This window comes from Yersinia sp. 2542 StPb PI (assembly GCF_048593855.1).
Lineage (GTDB): Bacteria > Pseudomonadota > Gammaproteobacteria > Enterobacterales > Enterobacteriaceae > Yersinia > Yersinia enterocolitica_E.
Window position 1 is genome coordinate 1 of record NZ_JAZGQA010000100.1, and the last position, 16,660, is coordinate 16,660.

Genomic DNA, 16,660 nt, shown 5'->3' on the forward strand with positions numbered 1-16,660 from the left:
GATAGAGAATTACCTGTTTTTGCAATTGCAGAATTAAATATCTTATTAAATGCGATTGGGCGAGATAAATAAAATAATAACAAAAATCCATATCAAACCATCAGGCACGCGATACAGCAAAATTTAACTATTTATTTACTATGGTTGATTCCGTATTTTTTTAGCAAGGAAACCAGGCTGGGGAAATAACAATTTTATTCATTGCAATATAGGCATGTGCTTAGCACGGCGGCGGTGATACTAAAAGAAGAGCGGCCAACGATCGCTGGCCGGTATTACACCTTAATTCGCGCTAGCCGCAGCCCCCAAAGGCCGGCTGAATTGGCTTAAATCATGCTAATGAGTCTGGCCAGCACGCGACTGATCGTCTTCTAAATGGTTTGACTGGTGCGATATTTCGCCAGGTTTCCTGTCTTGAAGATGAGCATGCCAATCTTCCCTTTCACTCACCACATTGCAAATAGTAATAGGAATAATAATTACTACTATTCATTTTATAGCGTGATAAATTACGACCTGGCACCGTTAAATAGAAAGAGAAAACGCCGTTATGTCCCACTATATGTCTGCCTGTAAAACATCCCGTTCTCTGCCTGCCCTACTGGGCTTGCTGTGTCTGATATTTTGGTTATCCGGCTGCAAACCCGCGGAGGAGAACAACGCATCAGCGGCAGACGACAACTCACCAGCATGGTCCCGGACGGTGGAAACGGCTAAAGGCCCGGTCACATTAACGCAGCAACCTACACGGATTGTCTCCACCAGCATCACCATCACTGGCACCTTATTGGCGATCAATGCGCCGGTGATTGCCAGTGGAGCGACCGCGCCCAGCTCCACCGTCGCAGATAATCAAGGGTTCTTTACTCAATGGTCGGCTGTCGCACAGGCAAAAAAACTGGTGCCGATATATCAGACTGAGCCAAACGCCGAAGCTGTTGCCGGCATGAACCCTGACTTAATTATTATTTCTGCCACCGGGGGGGATTCCGCGGTGAAATTGTATGAGCAGTTATCCGCTATCGCGCCAACCTTAGTGATTAATTACGATGATAAAAGCTGGCAAGAGTTAGCAATGATATTGGGGCAGGCAACTGGCCATGAAACCGATGCGAAAGATGTGATTGATAAATTTGCCAACCGGCTCAATGAGGTGAAACAGAGTATTACCTTACCACCGCAGCCAACGTCGGCTTTTGTCTATCAAGCCGCCGGTAGCACCGCGAACTTGTGGACTGAAGACTCGGCACAGGGCAAGTTGTTGCAGGCGCTGGGCTTTAGGCTCGCTGAAATACCTGAAGCCGTGAAAGGTAACACCAGTATGGGACATCGTAAGGATATTATTCAGTTAGGTGGCGAGAAGCTGGCTGAAGGTCTGAACGGTGAGACTATTTTACTCTTCTCCGGTGATCAACCATCAGTTGATGCATTGAAAAGTAATAAATTTTTAGCTCATATTCCAGCGATTGAGCACAACCGTGTTTATGCCGTGGGTTATGACACTTTCCGCTTGGATTATTACAGTGCGAGTAATCTGTTAGCCCGAATTGAAGGGATGTTTAAACCTGCTCATTGATTGGGTAAGTCCCGGTTCTGACGTTGAGCGCATTCAGGAATGTGACCGAGCAGGCTAAATTTCCCCCTGCGTTACCACAGCGATGCATTCTAACAATAATGCGTGCTAACATATCTCACCCAAATAATAATGATAATCAAATCGATAACAATAATCATTTGTTAAAGAAGAGTTACAATGCCTGCTGATTATTCTCCAGATCAATATTCAATAAAACCGCTGACACCGGTGTCGACGTCAGGGGTACCAACAACGCGCCGACGCGGGCTGCTGCTGCTGTTCAGCATTGTTGTGTTGCTATTGGTCATGGCTGCCAGCCTGATGCTCGGTGCCAAAGCCATCCCTTTATCTGTGGTCTGGCAGAGTTTGCTTGGTACAGAGCACAGCGCCGATAGCATTTTGATCGTTGAATCACGTCTGCCGCGAACCCTGATTGGTGTACTCGCCGGTGCAGCGCTGGGGCTATCGGGTGCAGTCATGCAAGCCCTAACCCGTAACCCACTGGCTGACCCCGGTATTCTTGGCGTCAATGCCGGAGCCAGTTTTGCCGTCGCCGTCGGGATCATTTTTTTCGGCGTTAATGCCATCCAGGGTTATATTATTTCCGCTTTTGTCGGTGCGATGTTAACCACCCTGGTGGTGTATTGGGTCGGTGCTCAGGGCGGCGGGCGCGTTAATCCCCTGCGCCTGACACTTTCCGGTGTCGCGATTGGCGCTGTGTTAATGGGGATTTCCTCTGGCATAGCACTGACACATCCACTGGTTTTTGATCGGGTGCGCTTCTGGCAGGCAGGTTCATTGGATATCCGCAGTATGTCGGTGGTATTGGCCGTCACTCCGGCAATCCTGCTCGGCGGTGTAATCTCCCTGCTGCTGGCTCGGCCACTCAATGCCATGCATATGGGAGAGGATCTGGCGGCCGCGATTGGGGCCCGTATTGTCCAAACCCAATTTTGGGCAGTCATCGCCGTCACCTTGTTGTGCGGTGCCGCTACCGCAGCCGTTGGCCCTATCGCCTTTGTTGGCCTGATGGTCCCCCATATCGCCCGTTGGATTGTTGGGCCGAATCAATGTTGGATTCTCCCATTCACATTAGTGATGACACCTATCCTGTTGCTGGTATCTGACATTATTGGCCGCTTCTTGGTGCCGGGCGAGTTACGGGTTTCCGTCGTAACGGCATTTATTGGCGCGCCTTTGCTAATCTGGCTCGTTCGACGTAACAAAAGGATGACCACGCTATGAAGTCTGTCACCTCGCCGTGGCTATTTGGTCGCCCCGATGGCGCGATAAATTTACGCATCCGACCACGCAGTTTAGTTGTTTGCAGCCTGCTGCTGCTGGCCTGTTTGTTGGGCGCACTGCTGGCATTAATGGCGGGGACTCTGGCGTTGTCGCCTCAACAGGTACTTAATGCCTTGTTCGGGCAAACCCGTGGTGCAGTGGATATTATCGTCAATCAGTGGCGCTTACCCCGCGCAGTGATGGCGCTGATTTTTGGTGCCGCACTGGGTATCAGTGGCGCAATATTTCAGTCATTAGTACGTAACCCACTCGGCAGCCCTGACATCATCGGCTTTAATATGGGTGCCTATACCGGCGCGCTAGTCGCGATTACTCTGTTTAATGGCAACTATTTCGAGATTGCCAGCAGCGCCTTGGTTGGCGGCTTACTGGCAGCTATTGCGGTGTATCTGCTGGCATATCGACAAGGGATTCAAGGTTTTCGGCTAATTATTGTCGGCATTGCCATTGGCGCGATGCTCACTGCATTCAATACCTGGCTGACAATCACGGCATCACTGGAATCGGCGATGACTGCCGCGGCCTGGGGGGCGGGGTCATTGAATGGTCTGAGCTGGGCTAAGGGCCTGCCATCACTGATGTTTATCTTTGCCGCGACGATAGCTGCAATGCTGCTTAGCCGCCGCATGCCACTGCTGGAAATGGGCGATGATGCCGCTGGTGCATTAGGGGTTCCCGTTGAGAAAACTCGCCTGAGCCTGATGGCGATTGGCGTCATTCTAATGGCCGCCGTCACCGCCGCCGCCGGGCCTATCTCCTTTATTGCATTAGCCGCCCCACAAATAGCACGGCGTCTGGCGGGCACATCTTCAGTGACGTTAACCACGTCGGCACTGATGGGCGCCTTATTACTGGTTGCCGCCGATCTCTGCGCCCAACACCTATTTCCACCTAATCAATTGCCGGTCGGCGTGGTTACCACCAGCATCGGCGGCCTGTATCTTATTTGGCTTTTAATCCGGGAGTCCGGGCGATCATGAGTATTGTTACCCCTGCAACCACCCTACATCACAGCGATTTTTCCTCCCGCTTACAAGCCGACGCCCTAACACTGGGCTACGACGGTAAGATAATCAGCCAGAACCTGAGCATCTCCATTCCTGATGGTGAATTTACGGTGATTGTCGGCCCCAATGCCTGTGGTAAATCAACGCTGCTACGCGCACTGAGCCGTTTGCTGAAACCGCAAGCAGGTCAGGTAATTTTAGACGGCAAGAATATCGCCAGCATTGATACCCGGCAGGTGGCTCGTCATTTGGGTTTGTTGCCACAAAGTTCGCAAGTACCCGACGGTATCAGCGTGTTAGATTTGGTGGCGCGTGGCCGTTATCCCCATCAGAAGTTATTACAGCAATGGACACAGGCCGATAAACTGGCGGTCAATAATGCCATGCAAGCCACCGGTGTCAGTGAACTGGCTGACAGATCAGTGGACGCATTATCCGGCGGGCAACGCCAGCGAGTATGGATAGCTATGGTATTGGCACAGCAGACGCCGCTGTTGCTGCTGGATGAACCCACCACCTATTTAGATATCGCCCATCAGATTGATTTATTGGAGTTATTCAGTAACCTTAATCAGCAACATAACCATACCTTGGTTGCTGTTCTGCATGATCTTAATCATGCCTGTCGTTACGCTACCCATATTATCGCCATGCGCGACGGGCAGGTAGTTACACAAGGTCACCCGCGCGAGGTGATCACGGCAGATTTGGTCGAGCAGGTATTTGGTATGCCGTGTTTGATCATTGATGATCCGGTTTCACATACACCATTGGTGATACCGAAGGGGCGATTTAAAATTTAATCCGCCAGCGAGCAGAGAGCGAGCCTGCCCTCTGCTCGCCGAAGGCGGTTAAGACTCAGTCGATCAGGTTAACAGACAGCGCAATCCATCAATCAAGCCCCCCCGCCAGCATAGAGCATCATGCCCACCCGCATAGACCCGATACTGCAACCGATGCCCTGCCTGACGAAGCGCTGCACTCATGGCTTGATTGACCTGATAAATCACATCTTCACGGCGACCTGCTTCCATAAAGATATTCAATGGCTGACTCGCCCCCAATCCCTGATACACCTGCTCGGTCAGCCAGCCCTGACGTTCAGCAGTCCCCGCCGTCAGTGCCTTGAAATTATCAACATCAGGCCACCAGAACGAACCGGACTGACTCAACACACAACCAAAACGCTGTGGCCAATGTAATCCAGCGTACAACGATGCCAACCCACCAAAACTCTGCCCGGCCACCACAGTACGAGACGCTTGTTCCGTAAAAGCCTGTTGCAATGCAATCTGCGGGAGTAATTCCGTTTGCAATGCCTGCCAGAAATCCTGATTACAAGGCAGCTCTTGCGAACGATGAGTCTGGTCAATGATGTCGATCAACACATAGACGCCAGCAGGTAAACGCCCTGCGGCGGTTTCACTATCCAAAATGCCAAACACCGGCTGCCTGAGTGCCCAATATTGGCCATCCAGCAAGATAGCCAATGGGCGATCGGCTTTATCTTCAGCACCGGTTGTCGTTGAGTAAATCCACACATTGCGACTATTGCCCAATAACTGACTGTGCCAACTAATCAGTTGCAGACGTTGCGGGTCGGCGGGCAGAATTTTACCCGCATCAATTGGCTGCCAGGCCGTTTGCGGCAAAGCATCGGCTAAATGAACCGCAGAAAGTGGCATTCCGCGATAACTGCAATGCGCGGCGATCGGGTTTAACGGATCGTTCTCAGCGAGATCCATCAATGAGATCCACCAATCGCGCTGTGCCTGACGCTGTTCTTGCGGATTACCGGCCGGCAAATTCAAACATTTCTCTGCTGAGACGGGAATAAAGCTGTAACTGCCACGAAAATCAGACTCCACCTCTGCCTGCCAATACCAAACATCCGTCTGGCCCAGCCGAGTGAGCGATTCAGGATTAATACTGTGGTGATCTGTCACGCCGTTAACATCGATATACACGCAGCTATATACCGAATCACCCGCCTTTCCTTGTCGGTCGCGCCACAGGAAAGTCAGCTTTACTTTGCCAGCCGCTGCCGGTTCAGTCAGGGGCGTTCCCCACTGTGCGATGCGCTGCCACCATGATTCACTGCCCGCCGAAGGATCCTGTAATAACTGCTGACTCTCTGGATATTCGCTCGCCACTCTCACACGCTGCCCTCTTTATGTCATCACACCGGTCACGGTCTATTTATGATTACGTCTTTATTCATTGATAGCGCGGCGACTGTGCGCCATCACAAATGGATATAAGACTTAATATATATAAGGTTATTACCTAAACACAAATAATATTGAGAAGTATTATTATTTGCAATAACATAGTAAGCATTCTCTCCAGTGTGCCAGCCTATCATCGTAATTTAGATATGGGCGATGTGCTATGCGACGGTTATTGGATTGGAATATAACGTTTTTTTGTAACAACCAAGCTAAATAGAGGCAAATAAAGCCCGGTTGGCATCAAGAACCTGACGTATGAGGTTTAAATACTTTCCATTATTGTACTTCCAGGTAGGGATAAATCATGTTTGATATTTCTGGCAAGAAGATACCAACAACATTGCCATTTCGCGCAGGCTGCACAGCAAAGACCTTATTATTCACCACCACCTTGATACTAATACCGTCACTCAACGCATTAGCGGCCACTGCGGCTAAAGAAGATAAATTAGTGGTTGTCGCCAAACCGGGCAGCGGCCAACAAGATGATGGTTTCGTCGCTAAAAACAGCGCCACCGCGACTAAAACTGACACACCACTGATCCGCACCCCACAATCAGTTTCAGTTATTACCCGCCAGCAAATGCAAGATCAAGGGGCGGCTTCTGTGGCACAGGCCCTGCGCTATACCGCCGGTGTCGTGCCGGAATACCGTGGCGGCTCGAATATGAATGACGAAGTGATCATTCGTGGTTTTGGCTATGCCCCGCGTTTTCTCGATGGCTTAAGCTACAACTCATTAGGTGGTGCACGCCGTGGAGGCCAGATAGACCCCTGGTTGCTGGAACGAATTGAAGTCATCCGCGGCCCAGCATCAGTGCTTTACGGCCAGGTGAACCCCGGCGGCCTGATCAATATGGTCAGTAAACGCCCAACAGCGGAAAGTATTCATAAAGTGCAGGTGGGTGCAGGCAATAATAGCCTGGCTGAAGCAGCATTCGACTTCGGTGGCGTGTTGGATGATGAAGGTAAAGTACTCTATCGTTTGAACGGGCTTGGCAGAACACAAGATGATGCCGTAAATAGCTTTAAACAGGAGCGTTTTGCTCTCGCCCCGGCACTAACCTTTATCCCGAACGAAGACACCACCTTTACCTTACTGACCAGTTATCAGAAAGAACCCAAAGCCGGTTCACGTAACTTCTTGCCAGCCACTGGAACCGTGTTTGGTACTGCATACGGCCATATACCTTACGATTTTAACGTTAGCGATCCGTCATTTGATCAGTCTGAACGCGAGCAGAGCTCTGTCGGCTATGCTCTTGAACATTATATCAATGACACCTTTAAATTCCGCCAGAACCTGCGCTACAGCTATAACAAGCAAGACTACAAGTATCTGGTCTTTATGAATTTGCTGCCAGATAGCCGCACCATGACTCGCCGCCCGCAAATCGAGCGCCAGACCATGGCTGAGTTTGCCGTTGATAACCAACTGCAAGCTGATTTCTGGACCGGGCAGTTAAACCATACAGTGCTGACTGGGCTGGATTACAAACGTAGCCGTATTGATAGTCAGTTCTTTATGGGCACCGTGCAGACAAAATACAATCTGGATTGGGTATCACCTGTCTATGGTCTGAATATTAAAGAGAGTGACTTGTCACTCAATAGCAGTGATCTGACCAAACTCGATCAGGTGGGGGTCTATTTACAAGATCAAATTGAACTGGATAAGTGGAATTTCCTCTTATCCGGGCGCTATGACTGGTCACAGTTAAAAACACTAAGCCGCAAAACCGCTACTCAGGATCAACAAGACGACCATGCCTTTACCGGCCGTGCTGGTGTGTTGTATGCCTTTGATTCCGGTATCTCGCCGTATATCAGTTACAGTACTTCATTTGAACCTAGCACCGCCAAAGGCGCGCCGGGAACTGGGGCATTGGACCCGGTTACCGCGCGTCAAGTTGAGCTTGGCCTCAAATACCAGATACCGGGCAGCAGCACCTTGTTGACGACTGCATTGTACGATTTACGCCAGAAAAATATCAGCCAATACGACCAGGCGCTGGCCTACAACGTCCCAATTGGTGAAGTGCAATCTCAGGGGATCGAAACGCAGTTAAACAGTGAGATTAACGACAATATCAACCTGATTGCTGCCTATACCTACACCAAAGGGAAAGTGCGTGAAACCAAAACACTGGCTGAATTAGGCAAAATGCCAGCCCGCACACCAAGCCATTCCGCCTCACTGTGGGGAATGTATACCTTTGATAAAGGAGTAGTTGATGGCTTATCCACTGGTGTTGGTGTCCGCTATATCGGCACCAGTTGGGGTGATGCCAAGAACAGCTTTAAAGTCCCGGCGGTGACATTGTATGACTGGATGATGCGTTATGAACTGGGACAAGCTCTGCCAGCGATGAAAGGCACCAGTTTGCAGGTTAACGTCAACAATGTGTTCAACAAAGAATATGTTGCCAGTTGTGCACAGATGGCAGCTTGCTTCTATGGCAGTGGCCGTGTTGCCACCGCAACTGTCAGTTATGCCTGGTAAGGCTTAGGTTTATTCAGCCCACGCCGATTGATGCATAGCGGTGTGGGCTAATAACTTAAAGAAAAGTAAATATTTCTTCTAATCAACCCCATTGTGGCTTCAGATATCGAAATAAATAGAATAAATTCAGCATACTAACGTTTTGGCAACCTTTTATTTCACTCAGTGCAACCCGATAAAACCATTCTAAAAACAGGGAGATGGTCCTATACTCGCTGGCAGCATTATTTAATATCACCACACATTCAGGTTAAACATGCCAGCATTTAGGGGAGTACCACAGCTTATGCACCGGATGCGCGCCAGTAAAATGCGCATGTGCGGTATGCTGCTGGTTGCCTGCTGGCTAATTCTCAACGCGCAGTTGGCCATCGCCGGCCATCAGTGTGATATTGCCCCTTCTGCCTCGCCGGTATTTACCCAGCATCAAGGGCATATACAGCCTGACCCTTTAGCAACAGAAAACCAAATGCACGACATGCCATCAATGATGGATATGTCTCATGGTCAGGGGCAAAACTCCTTATGTGAAAAACACTGCATCCCTGACTCTGTCCAGTCTGACAGCGGCATGTTGGTGCTGGCAGCCTTACCCACCAATACGGAGTTAGTATTGGCTGATAGGCAACAAACACCACGCGTCCAGCGCGTTGACTGGCATACCCCCCCCATTGTCGGCCCCCCCACTGAAATCGCTTTCTGCCGCTTTAGAGAATAGATCCAGACATAAATAACCGTTTTCTTCAGGCCACTTAATCGTGGTGTGTTGTGCTTATTCTATGTTTTGGAGTTATTGCTATGCGTATCTTATTTAGCGCTGTATCTGCTGTATTACTGTTCTCTTCTCCGCTGTTCGCCGCCAGCCCGGCCATGAGTGAAAGTAGCCCGATGTCTCATGATAGTCATACAATAATGGCGGATTCTGCGCCAGCAGAGAGCTATCACTCCCAGGGCCAGATAAAAACCTGGCATGCCACCCGCGTATCTATCGCTCATAGCGCCATTCCGGCATTGAACTGGCCACCGATGACCATGACATTTGACCTACCGGAGAGCCTGGCCGCACAGCCATTACCCGCAGGTACATCCGTGACCTTCAGTTTCCGCCAGACCGAACAAGGCTATCAGCTAACTGCCATTTCAGCACAGCAGCCATAAGGCGGGATAATGATGACCCCTTTACTGAATCACCCACAGCAGGTGCGCCCCACGGCTGCGCTGCCATTCGGATTTACTGCACTGCTAATGGCGGTACTTTTCACTCTGCCAGCGGTGAGCTACGCGGCAGATATCACACTGGAACAGGCGCTGGTCTATGCTGAACGCTACTCGGCCGAGCTGTCTGCCAATCAGCATCAGGTCAATGCGCTGGAAAATATGGCCAGTTCAGCCACCCAACTGCCCGATCCAAAATTGAAGTTTGGTATTGAAAACCTCCCGGTCGGCGGCAGTAATGCCCGCCGCTTCACCCGCGAGGGCATGACCATGCAGCGGGTCGGTATCATGCAGGACTATATCAGTAGTGATAAGCGACAAAGAAAGGCTGATACCCTGAGTGCTGAAGCACGCAAAACGGCAGCAGGCAGTGAAACTATCCGCACCCGGCTGCAAAAAGAGACGGCGCAGGCGTGGCTTGATCTCGCCCTGACCGAACAGGCGGTGGGCGCGGCGCAAGTGCTGGTAAAAGAAAGCGAAAAACAGGTCGCATTGCAACGGGCCGGGGTTGCCAGTGGTGGCGCATTACCCAGCAGTGTATTGGATGCGCGCCTGACGCTATCTGCCATGCAGGATAGATTGACCACCGCACAACGTGACGTTGCCTTAGCACAAACCCAGTTGACGCAGTTGACCGGTATTGAGGTCAAGCATATCAGCGGCCCGTTACCACCATTCGCCCGCCTACCGGCAGATATCACCGTGTTGCGTGATGCCATCCAACAGCACCCTGAAGTGTTGCTTGCCAGCCGTGAAGCTGACGTTGCCAAAGCCCGCTCCGCACAATCGGCCATTGCCGCCACACCGGACGTTGGGATCGAGGTCTATTACGCTAAACGAGCTGACGAGTATGACGATATGGCGGGCGTTATGATCACCGTTGATTTGCCACTATTCCGCTCACAACGTCAGGACAAAGACTATACCGCCGATGTATCGCGTTCAATGGAAGCCAACGACCAGCTTACGTTACTCACCCGCGACCACCGGGCGCAACTCGATACTCTGCTGGCGCAATATCAGGCCACACAGCAATTATGGCAGCGTCAGACTGATGAGGTTATACCACTGCAAAAACAGCGGGTTAAATTGGTTATGGCGCAGTATCAGGCCAATAAAAGCGATTTAAGCAGTGTGCTGGAAGCACGGCGTGCCCTGCTCGATAGCCAGCTCAATACCAGTAATGCCGCCAGAGAGTTAGCCCGTACCTGGGCTGCCATCCGTTATCTGACCCCGCAGGAGAGCATGCGATGAAAAAGCTATCTCGTTTGACGCTGGTGGCCGTCGCCGTGATCAGTGGCGTTGCCGGTTATCTGTTGGCTAAACCCGCCTCAGAGCACTCCACCACGGCAGCCACGGTGGTTGAAAAAACACCGGCAGAAAATAGCCGGAAGGTGCTGTATTGGTATGATCCTATGTCCCCCGGCCAGCGTTTCGACCAACCTGGCAAATCGCCGTTTATGGATATGGAGTTGGTGCCGCGCTATGCCGATGAAGCCGTAGCACAGGGCGGCGTTAGCATCAGCCCCCGCCAACAGCAGAATTTAGGCGTGCGCACTGCCGCGGCGGAAATGCGATCACTCAACTATCGTCTTGCCGGTTACGGCACAGTGGCAACCGATGAGCGCAGCGTGCAGGTTATCGCGGCGCGGGCTAACGGCATTATTGAACAATTGTATGTACGCGCCAATCAACAACCGGTCAGTAAAAATCAGCCATTGGCGCAATTATGGGTTCCCGATTGGAGTGCCGCGCAACAAGAGTATCTGGCAATCCGTACCTTGGGTGATAGCCAATTAACGGCCGCCGCTCGCCAACGGCTACAACTGCAATTTATGCCAGAAGAGGTGATTCGCAGTGTCGAAAAAAGCGGCCAGCCGCAAACGCGGATCACCTTACGATCTCCGTCTGAGGGTTATGTGAGTAAGTTGGATATTCGGGCCGGTTCACAAGTGACTGCGACACAATCACTGTTTGAATTAGCCAGCCTTGATCCGGTATGGATAGTGGTGGACTATCCGCAATCACAAGCCAGTTTAGTCACTATCGGCAGTACGATTGCCGCCACGACCGCCAGTTGGCCGGGTGAAACCTTCCACGGCACCGTCAGCGAGCTATTGCCTAATATGGATCTCGCTACCCGCACCTTAAAAGCGCGCATCGTCCTGGAAAACCCACAACAAAAGCTGAAACCGGGCATGTACCTGAATGTACAATCCGCGCCAGCAGATAATCTAAAACCGGTCTTGGCTATTCCACAAGAAGCCTTGCTGATGTCAGGCAATAGTAACCGGGTGCTGCTGGCTGAAGGTAATGGCTACTTTAAGCCAGTGGATGTCAGTACCGGGCAAACTCAGGACGGCTGGACAGAGATAAAATCCGGGCTTAACGCCGGTCAGTTGGTGGTGACCTCGGGCCAATTCCTGATTGATTCAGAAGCCAGTCTGCAAAGCGCTCTGCCACAAATGGAGGATACCCCCACCTTAACTGAGAATACCACGCCAACAGCGAATAACACTGCCGCAGCAGCTATTGATATCTACTCGGTGCAAGGGAAAGTCATCGCTATCAATGGTTCAACAATCACCTTATCCCATGGCCCGATCGCGGCCTTGAAATGGGGAGCGATGACGATGGACTTCCAGCTACCGGCAGAGTCGTTATCACCGGAAATCGTCGCTGGTAGTCAGGTTAATTTCACTTTCACTCTCAATGAACAAGGGGCACAGATCCGCCAAATCCAGCCGGCAACAAGCAATAGCAGTACCGATACCCACAGGAGCCACCTATGATTGCCGCCATTATCCGCTGGTCACTGCGCAATCGGCTGTTGGTACTGCTTGGCGCGGTGATGATGGCCGCGTGGGGAATTTGGTCACTGCAACAAACCCCGCTGGATGCGCTGCCAGACTTGTCAGACACGCAAGTGATCATCCGTGTCAGTTATCCCGGTAAAGCACCACAAGTGGTCGAGGATCAGGTGACTTACCCACTGACGACCACCATGTTGTCAGTCCCTGGTGCCAAAACCGTACGCGGTTTCTCGATGTTCGGCGACGCCTATGTCTATGTGCTGTTTGATGATGGCACTGATCCTTATTGGGCACGTTCACGGGTGCTGGAGTATCTCAGTCAGGTGCAGGCTACCTTGCCGGCTGAAGCCAAAGCCTCGTTGGGACCGGATGCCACGGGGGTGGGTTGGATCTATGAATATGCCTTAATCGACAGAACCGGCAAACACAGTCTGGCCGATCTGCGTGCCTTGCAGGATTGGACACTAAAATTTGAGTTGAAAACAGTACCCAATGTCTCTGAAGTGGCCAGTGTCGGGGGCATGGTGCGCCAATATCAAGTCGTTCTCGACCCGGAACAGATGCGGGCGCTAAATCTATCCCATCAACAAATTGCCAGCGCCATTACTGATAGTAATCAGGAAGGCGGTGGTTCGGTGCTGGAAATGGGGGCAGCAGAATATATGGTGCGCGCTAGCGGTTACCTGAAAACGCTGGATGACTTCAGGAATATCGTGATCACTGCTCGTGCAGGTATTCCCATTTTACTGTCCGATGTCGCTACCGTGCGGATGGGGCCAGAAATGCGCCGTGGCGTGGCCGAGCTTAATGGTGAAGGGGAAGTTGCCGGTGGCATCATTGTGATGCGCTATGGCAAAAATGCACTGGAAACCATTAACGGCGTGAAGGAGAAGCTGCAACAGATTCAGCGCAGCTTACCAGCTGGGGTGGAAATCGTACCGGTATATGATCGTTCACACCTGATTACTCAGGCCATCGACAGCTTATCATTCAAATTGCTGGAAGAGTTTTTAGTGGTGGCGGTGATCTGCTCACTGTTTTTGTTCCACTTCCGCTCAGCATTGGTGGCTATCATCACTCTGCCCCTGGGGATTCTCGGTGCGTTTATCGTCATGCACTATCAGGGGGTCAATGCCAATATTATGTCGCTGGGCGGGATAGCCATCGCCATCGGGGCTATGGTGGATGCCGCGATCGTGATGATCGAAAATATGCACAAAGTGTTGGAGCAATGGCGGCGAGATAACCCGGGGAAAACACCGGTCAGTCAGGATTACTGGCGCATTTCAGAGCAGGCGGCCATTGAAGTCGGTCCGGCGCTGTTTTGCAGTTTACTGATCATCACCTTATCGTTTATTCCGGTATTTACATTACAGGCGCAAGAGGGGCGGATGTTCTCTCCGCTGGCTTTTACCAAAACCTATGCCATGGCCGTTTCGGCGGGGTTAGCCATTACGTTAGTACCGGTATTAATGGGCTATTTTATTCGCGGCAAAATCCCTGATGAGAATGCCAACCCCATTAACCGTGGGCTAATCGCCCTTTATCATCCGGTGTTAACCGCCGTACTGGCGCGACCAAAAACCACATTAGCTATCGCGGGTATATTACTGCTGGCAACCCTGTATCCATTAAGCCGTCTGGGGAGTGAGTTTATGCCCGCGTTGGATGAAGGTGATTTACTGTATATGCCTTCTACACTGCCGGGGATTTCGGTACGCGAAGCCAGCCATTTACTGCAACAAACCGATCGTTTGATAAAAACCATACCGGAAGTGGCGACAGTATTTGGTAAAGCCGGGAGAGCAGAGACGGCAACAGATCCAGCCCCTCTGACCATGATCGAAACCACCATTCGTTTTAAACCCAAGGATCAATGGCGGCCGGGCATGACCATGGACAAATTGATCGAAGAACTGGACGCCACCGTCAAGGTGCCCGGTATCGCCAATCTCTGGGTGCCACCGATCCGCAATCGGCTGGATATGCTCTCTACCGGCATCAAAAGCCCGGTTGGGATCAAAGTGAATGGCAAAAATGTGCACCAAATTGAGCAGGTGGCACAGCAAATCGAACAAGTGGTACGCAACGTGCCAGGTGTGACCTCGGCCCTCTCGGAACGACTGGCAGGTGGCCGCTATGTGGATATCAACATTGACCGTCAACGGGCCGCTCGCTATGGGGTTTCAGTAAAAGAACTGCAATCACTGGTGGCAACCGTGATTGGCGGGCAAAACATCGGTGAAACCATTGAAGGGCGTGAACGTTACCCAATCAACCTGCGCTACCCACGGGAAATACGTGATTCACTGCAAAAATTGCGTGATTTGCCGGTAGTGACTGCCGGTGGCGGGCAAGTCGCACTGGCGGAACTGGCCGATATCAAGGTGACAGAAGGCCCACCGATGCTGAAAAGTGAAAATGCGCGCTTATCTGACTGGGTCTATGTTGATCTGCGCGGGCGAGATTTGAAATCAGCCGTTACTGAAATGCAGCAAGCGGTGGCACAACAAGTGAAACTGCCGGAAGGCGTCTCCCTTAGCTGGTCTGGGCAGTTTGAATACCTGGAACGGGCAACGGCAAAACTGAAAATTGTGTTACCGGTTACCCTGATGATCATTTTTGTCTTGTTGTATGTCACGTTCAGCAGTGTCCGCGATGCCGCATTAATCATGGCGACGCTTCCCTTCGCACTGATTGGCGGGGTGTGGCTGCTGTATGGCTTGGGATATAACTTTTCCGTTGCCGCCGCGGTGGGCTTTATCGCCCTGGCCGGTGTGGCCGCTGAATTTGGCGTAATAATGATGCTGTATCTCAATCAGGCGGTGAAAAAACATCAGCAACCCGGCATTGCTATGACGGCCAGCCAAATGAGTGCAGCTATTCATGAAGGCGCGGTGCTGCGGGTGCGACCAAAAGCCATGACTGTCGCCACTATTATGGCCGGCTTGCTTCCCATTATGTGGGGCGGCGGGACTGGGTCAGAGGTCATGCAACGTATTGCCGCTCCGATGATTGGCGGGATGGTGAGTGCACCACTGCTTTCGATGCTGGTTATTCCTGCGGTGTATATGTTGCTGCATAAAAAAGAGAGTCAACAGCAATAAAACTCTCATCGCCCTCACTCTTGCCAGACAAGATTGAGGGCATTCTCACACTTTCTTATAACCTCTCAAATCAGCGGGTGCGACGGAAGGTTAAGTTAATGCGATAAGCGCCGGTCGTAGCGGAAAAACCGGCTTTCAATGGCAGTACACCGTGGTAGTTCAAACGGGAAGGCCCACCCCAGACCACAACATCCCCTTGCGTTAATAAGACTCTCTGGCATTTAGCCTCACGCGTCAGCCCACCAAATTGAAATACCGCAGCTAGCCCCAGCGATACCGAGACTATTGGCTGACGCAGATCCAGCTCATCTTTATCCTGATGTAATGATAATTTAGCCCCTGCCTCGTAGCGATTTATCAGGCAGGCATCTGGCTCAAATTGAGAGAAACCCGCTTGTTGCGCGGCATCGACTGCTAATGTCATAAAACTTGCCGGAATGGCAGGCCAGTTTTTCTCAGTCAAAGGATCAACCGGGCTATAGCGATAACCTTGCATATCACTCACCCAACCAACCTGACCACAATTACTCATGGCAACCGACATCCGGTAACCGCCGGGGGTGATGAGATGGCGAAAAGGCGCGGCAGTGGTGATAGCAATAACATCAGCAAATAATAATGCGGCCTGCTGCCGTGCATAATGATGTAAAACAACCGCACCGGGCGCTAACGTTTCAATCCAGGGATCATGAGGCAACTGATCAAATAAATCCATGGTCATAAAGGCACCTACTGTAGTTATCACTGTTTAGTGATTAAGACTTTAACAGTTTACTCTTCACCCCACACACTATCACTTGCGATCAATTCATATCGGTTAGCCCAGTTGTTATCGCCCTGCCAGAGAAATTTATCCTGTTAAATTATCGTCTATTAACTTTCGCCACCAATAAAAACAAATAT

12 protein-coding genes are annotated in these 16,660 nt (G+C 51.2%); 10 read left to right on the forward strand and 2 right to left on the reverse strand.

What is annotated here, in order from left to right:
* Positions 1 to 550 precede the first annotated feature (550 nt).
* The 4 genes from fepB (at position 551) to V1952_RS13135 (ending at position 4,691) form a co-directional block, all read left to right on the forward strand.
* Positions 551 to 1,576, forward strand: a complete 1,026-nt coding sequence (gene fepB / locus V1952_RS13120; RefSeq protein WP_372560525.1) for a Fe2+-enterobactin ABC transporter substrate-binding protein — start codon at positions 551 to 553, stop codon at positions 1,574 to 1,576.
* A gap of 177 nt (positions 1,577 to 1,753) precedes the next feature.
* Complete coding sequence (gene fepD / locus V1952_RS13125; RefSeq protein ID WP_420074876.1) at positions 1,754 to 2,821, forward strand: Fe(3+)-siderophore ABC transporter permease; 1,068 nt, start codon at positions 1,754 to 1,756, stop codon at positions 2,819 to 2,821.
* The gene (gene fepG, locus V1952_RS13130; RefSeq protein WP_372560523.1) at positions 2,818 to 3,861 is read left to right on the forward strand and encodes an iron-enterobactin ABC transporter permease; all 1,044 of its coding nucleotides are present in this window, start codon (positions 2,818 to 2,820) and stop codon (positions 3,859 to 3,861) included. The genes fepD and fepG overlap by 4 nt, the downstream gene beginning before the upstream one ends.
* Entirely contained in the window at positions 3,858 to 4,691 is an 834-nt protein-coding gene (locus tag V1952_RS13135; RefSeq protein ID WP_372560522.1) for an ABC transporter ATP-binding protein, read from the forward strand. The genes fepG and V1952_RS13135 overlap by 4 nt, the downstream gene beginning before the upstream one ends.
* Before the next feature lie 63 nt (positions 4,692 to 4,754).
* Here the strand turns inward: V1952_RS13135 and fes are convergent, their stop codons facing one another.
* A complete protein-coding gene (gene fes / locus V1952_RS13140; RefSeq protein WP_420072300.1) occupies positions 4,755 to 6,047 on the reverse strand; it encodes an enterochelin esterase in 1,293 nt (430 codons plus the stop codon).
* A 376-nt stretch (positions 6,048 to 6,423) separates the two neighbouring features.
* Between fes and V1952_RS13145 the strand changes: the two genes are divergently transcribed.
* The 6 genes from V1952_RS13145 to V1952_RS13170 all read left to right on the forward strand — a co-directional run bounded on the left by V1952_RS13145 (position 6,424) and on the right by V1952_RS13170 (position 15,757).
* Positions 6,424 to 8,622, forward strand: a complete 2,199-nt coding sequence (locus tag V1952_RS13145) for a TonB-dependent siderophore receptor (protein WP_420074877.1) — start codon at positions 6,424 to 6,426, stop codon at positions 8,620 to 8,622.
* Between the two features lie 286 nt (positions 8,623 to 8,908).
* On the forward strand, positions 8,909 to 9,340 hold the full coding sequence (locus tag V1952_RS13150) for a hypothetical protein (RefSeq protein WP_420074878.1): 432 nt from the start codon (positions 8,909 to 8,911) through the stop codon (positions 9,338 to 9,340).
* Positions 9,341 to 9,420: 80 nt separating this feature from the next.
* Positions 9,421 to 9,780: a copper-binding protein gene (locus V1952_RS13155; protein WP_372560518.1), complete on the forward strand. Its 360-nt coding sequence runs from the start codon at positions 9,421 to 9,423 to the stop codon at positions 9,778 to 9,780.
* A 12-nt stretch (positions 9,781 to 9,792) separates the two neighbouring features.
* Positions 9,793 to 11,091, forward strand: coding sequence for a TolC family protein (locus V1952_RS13160; RefSeq protein ID WP_420074881.1), 1,299 nt, complete (start codon positions 9,793 to 9,795; stop codon positions 11,089 to 11,091).
* On the forward strand, positions 11,088 to 12,629 hold the full coding sequence (locus V1952_RS13165; protein ID WP_420074879.1) for an efflux RND transporter periplasmic adaptor subunit: 1,542 nt from the start codon (positions 11,088 to 11,090) through the stop codon (positions 12,627 to 12,629). The genes V1952_RS13160 and V1952_RS13165 overlap by 4 nt, the downstream gene beginning before the upstream one ends.
* Entirely contained in the window at positions 12,626 to 15,757 is a 3,132-nt protein-coding gene (locus V1952_RS13170; protein WP_420074880.1) for an efflux RND transporter permease subunit, read from the forward strand. The genes V1952_RS13165 and V1952_RS13170 overlap by 4 nt, the downstream gene beginning before the upstream one ends.
* Positions 15,758 to 15,827: 70 nt before the next feature.
* Here V1952_RS13170 and alkB read toward each other — a convergent pair whose 3' ends face one another.
* A complete protein-coding gene (alkB, locus tag V1952_RS13175; RefSeq protein ID WP_372560515.1) occupies positions 15,828 to 16,478 on the reverse strand; it encodes a DNA oxidative demethylase AlkB in 651 nt (216 codons plus the stop codon).
* Positions 16,479 to 16,660: the final 182 nt, after the last annotated feature.

What these genes read in the sequence shown, in the direction of transcription:
- fepB (WP_372560525.1), top strand. Translation starts at nt 551, where the DNA reads ATGTCCCACTATATGTCTGCCTGTAAAACATCCCGTTCTCTGCCTGCC.
- fepD (WP_420074876.1), top strand. Translation starts at nt 1,754, where the DNA reads ATGCCTGCTGATTATTCTCCAGATCAATATTCAATAAAACCGCTGACA.
- fepG (WP_372560523.1), top strand. Translation starts at nt 2,818, where the DNA reads ATGAAGTCTGTCACCTCGCCGTGGCTATTTGGTCGCCCCGATGGCGCG.
- V1952_RS13135 (WP_372560522.1), top strand. Translation starts at nt 3,858, where the DNA reads ATGAGTATTGTTACCCCTGCAACCACCCTACATCACAGCGATTTTTCC.
- V1952_RS13145 (WP_420074877.1), top strand. Translation starts at nt 6,424, where the DNA reads ATGTTTGATATTTCTGGCAAGAAGATACCAACAACATTGCCATTTCGC.
- V1952_RS13150 (WP_420074878.1), top strand. Translation starts at nt 8,909, where the DNA reads ATGCACCGGATGCGCGCCAGTAAAATGCGCATGTGCGGTATGCTGCTG.
- V1952_RS13155 (WP_372560518.1), top strand. Translation starts at nt 9,421, where the DNA reads ATGCGTATCTTATTTAGCGCTGTATCTGCTGTATTACTGTTCTCTTCT.
- V1952_RS13160 (WP_420074881.1), top strand. Translation starts at nt 9,793, where the DNA reads ATGACCCCTTTACTGAATCACCCACAGCAGGTGCGCCCCACGGCTGCG.
- V1952_RS13165 (WP_420074879.1), top strand. Translation starts at nt 11,088, where the DNA reads ATGAAAAAGCTATCTCGTTTGACGCTGGTGGCCGTCGCCGTGATCAGT.
- V1952_RS13170 (WP_420074880.1), top strand. Translation starts at nt 12,626, where the DNA reads ATGATTGCCGCCATTATCCGCTGGTCACTGCGCAATCGGCTGTTGGTA.
- alkB (WP_372560515.1), bottom strand. Translation starts at nt 16,478, where the DNA reads ATGACCATGGATTTATTTGATCAGTTGCCTCATGATCCCTGGATTGAA.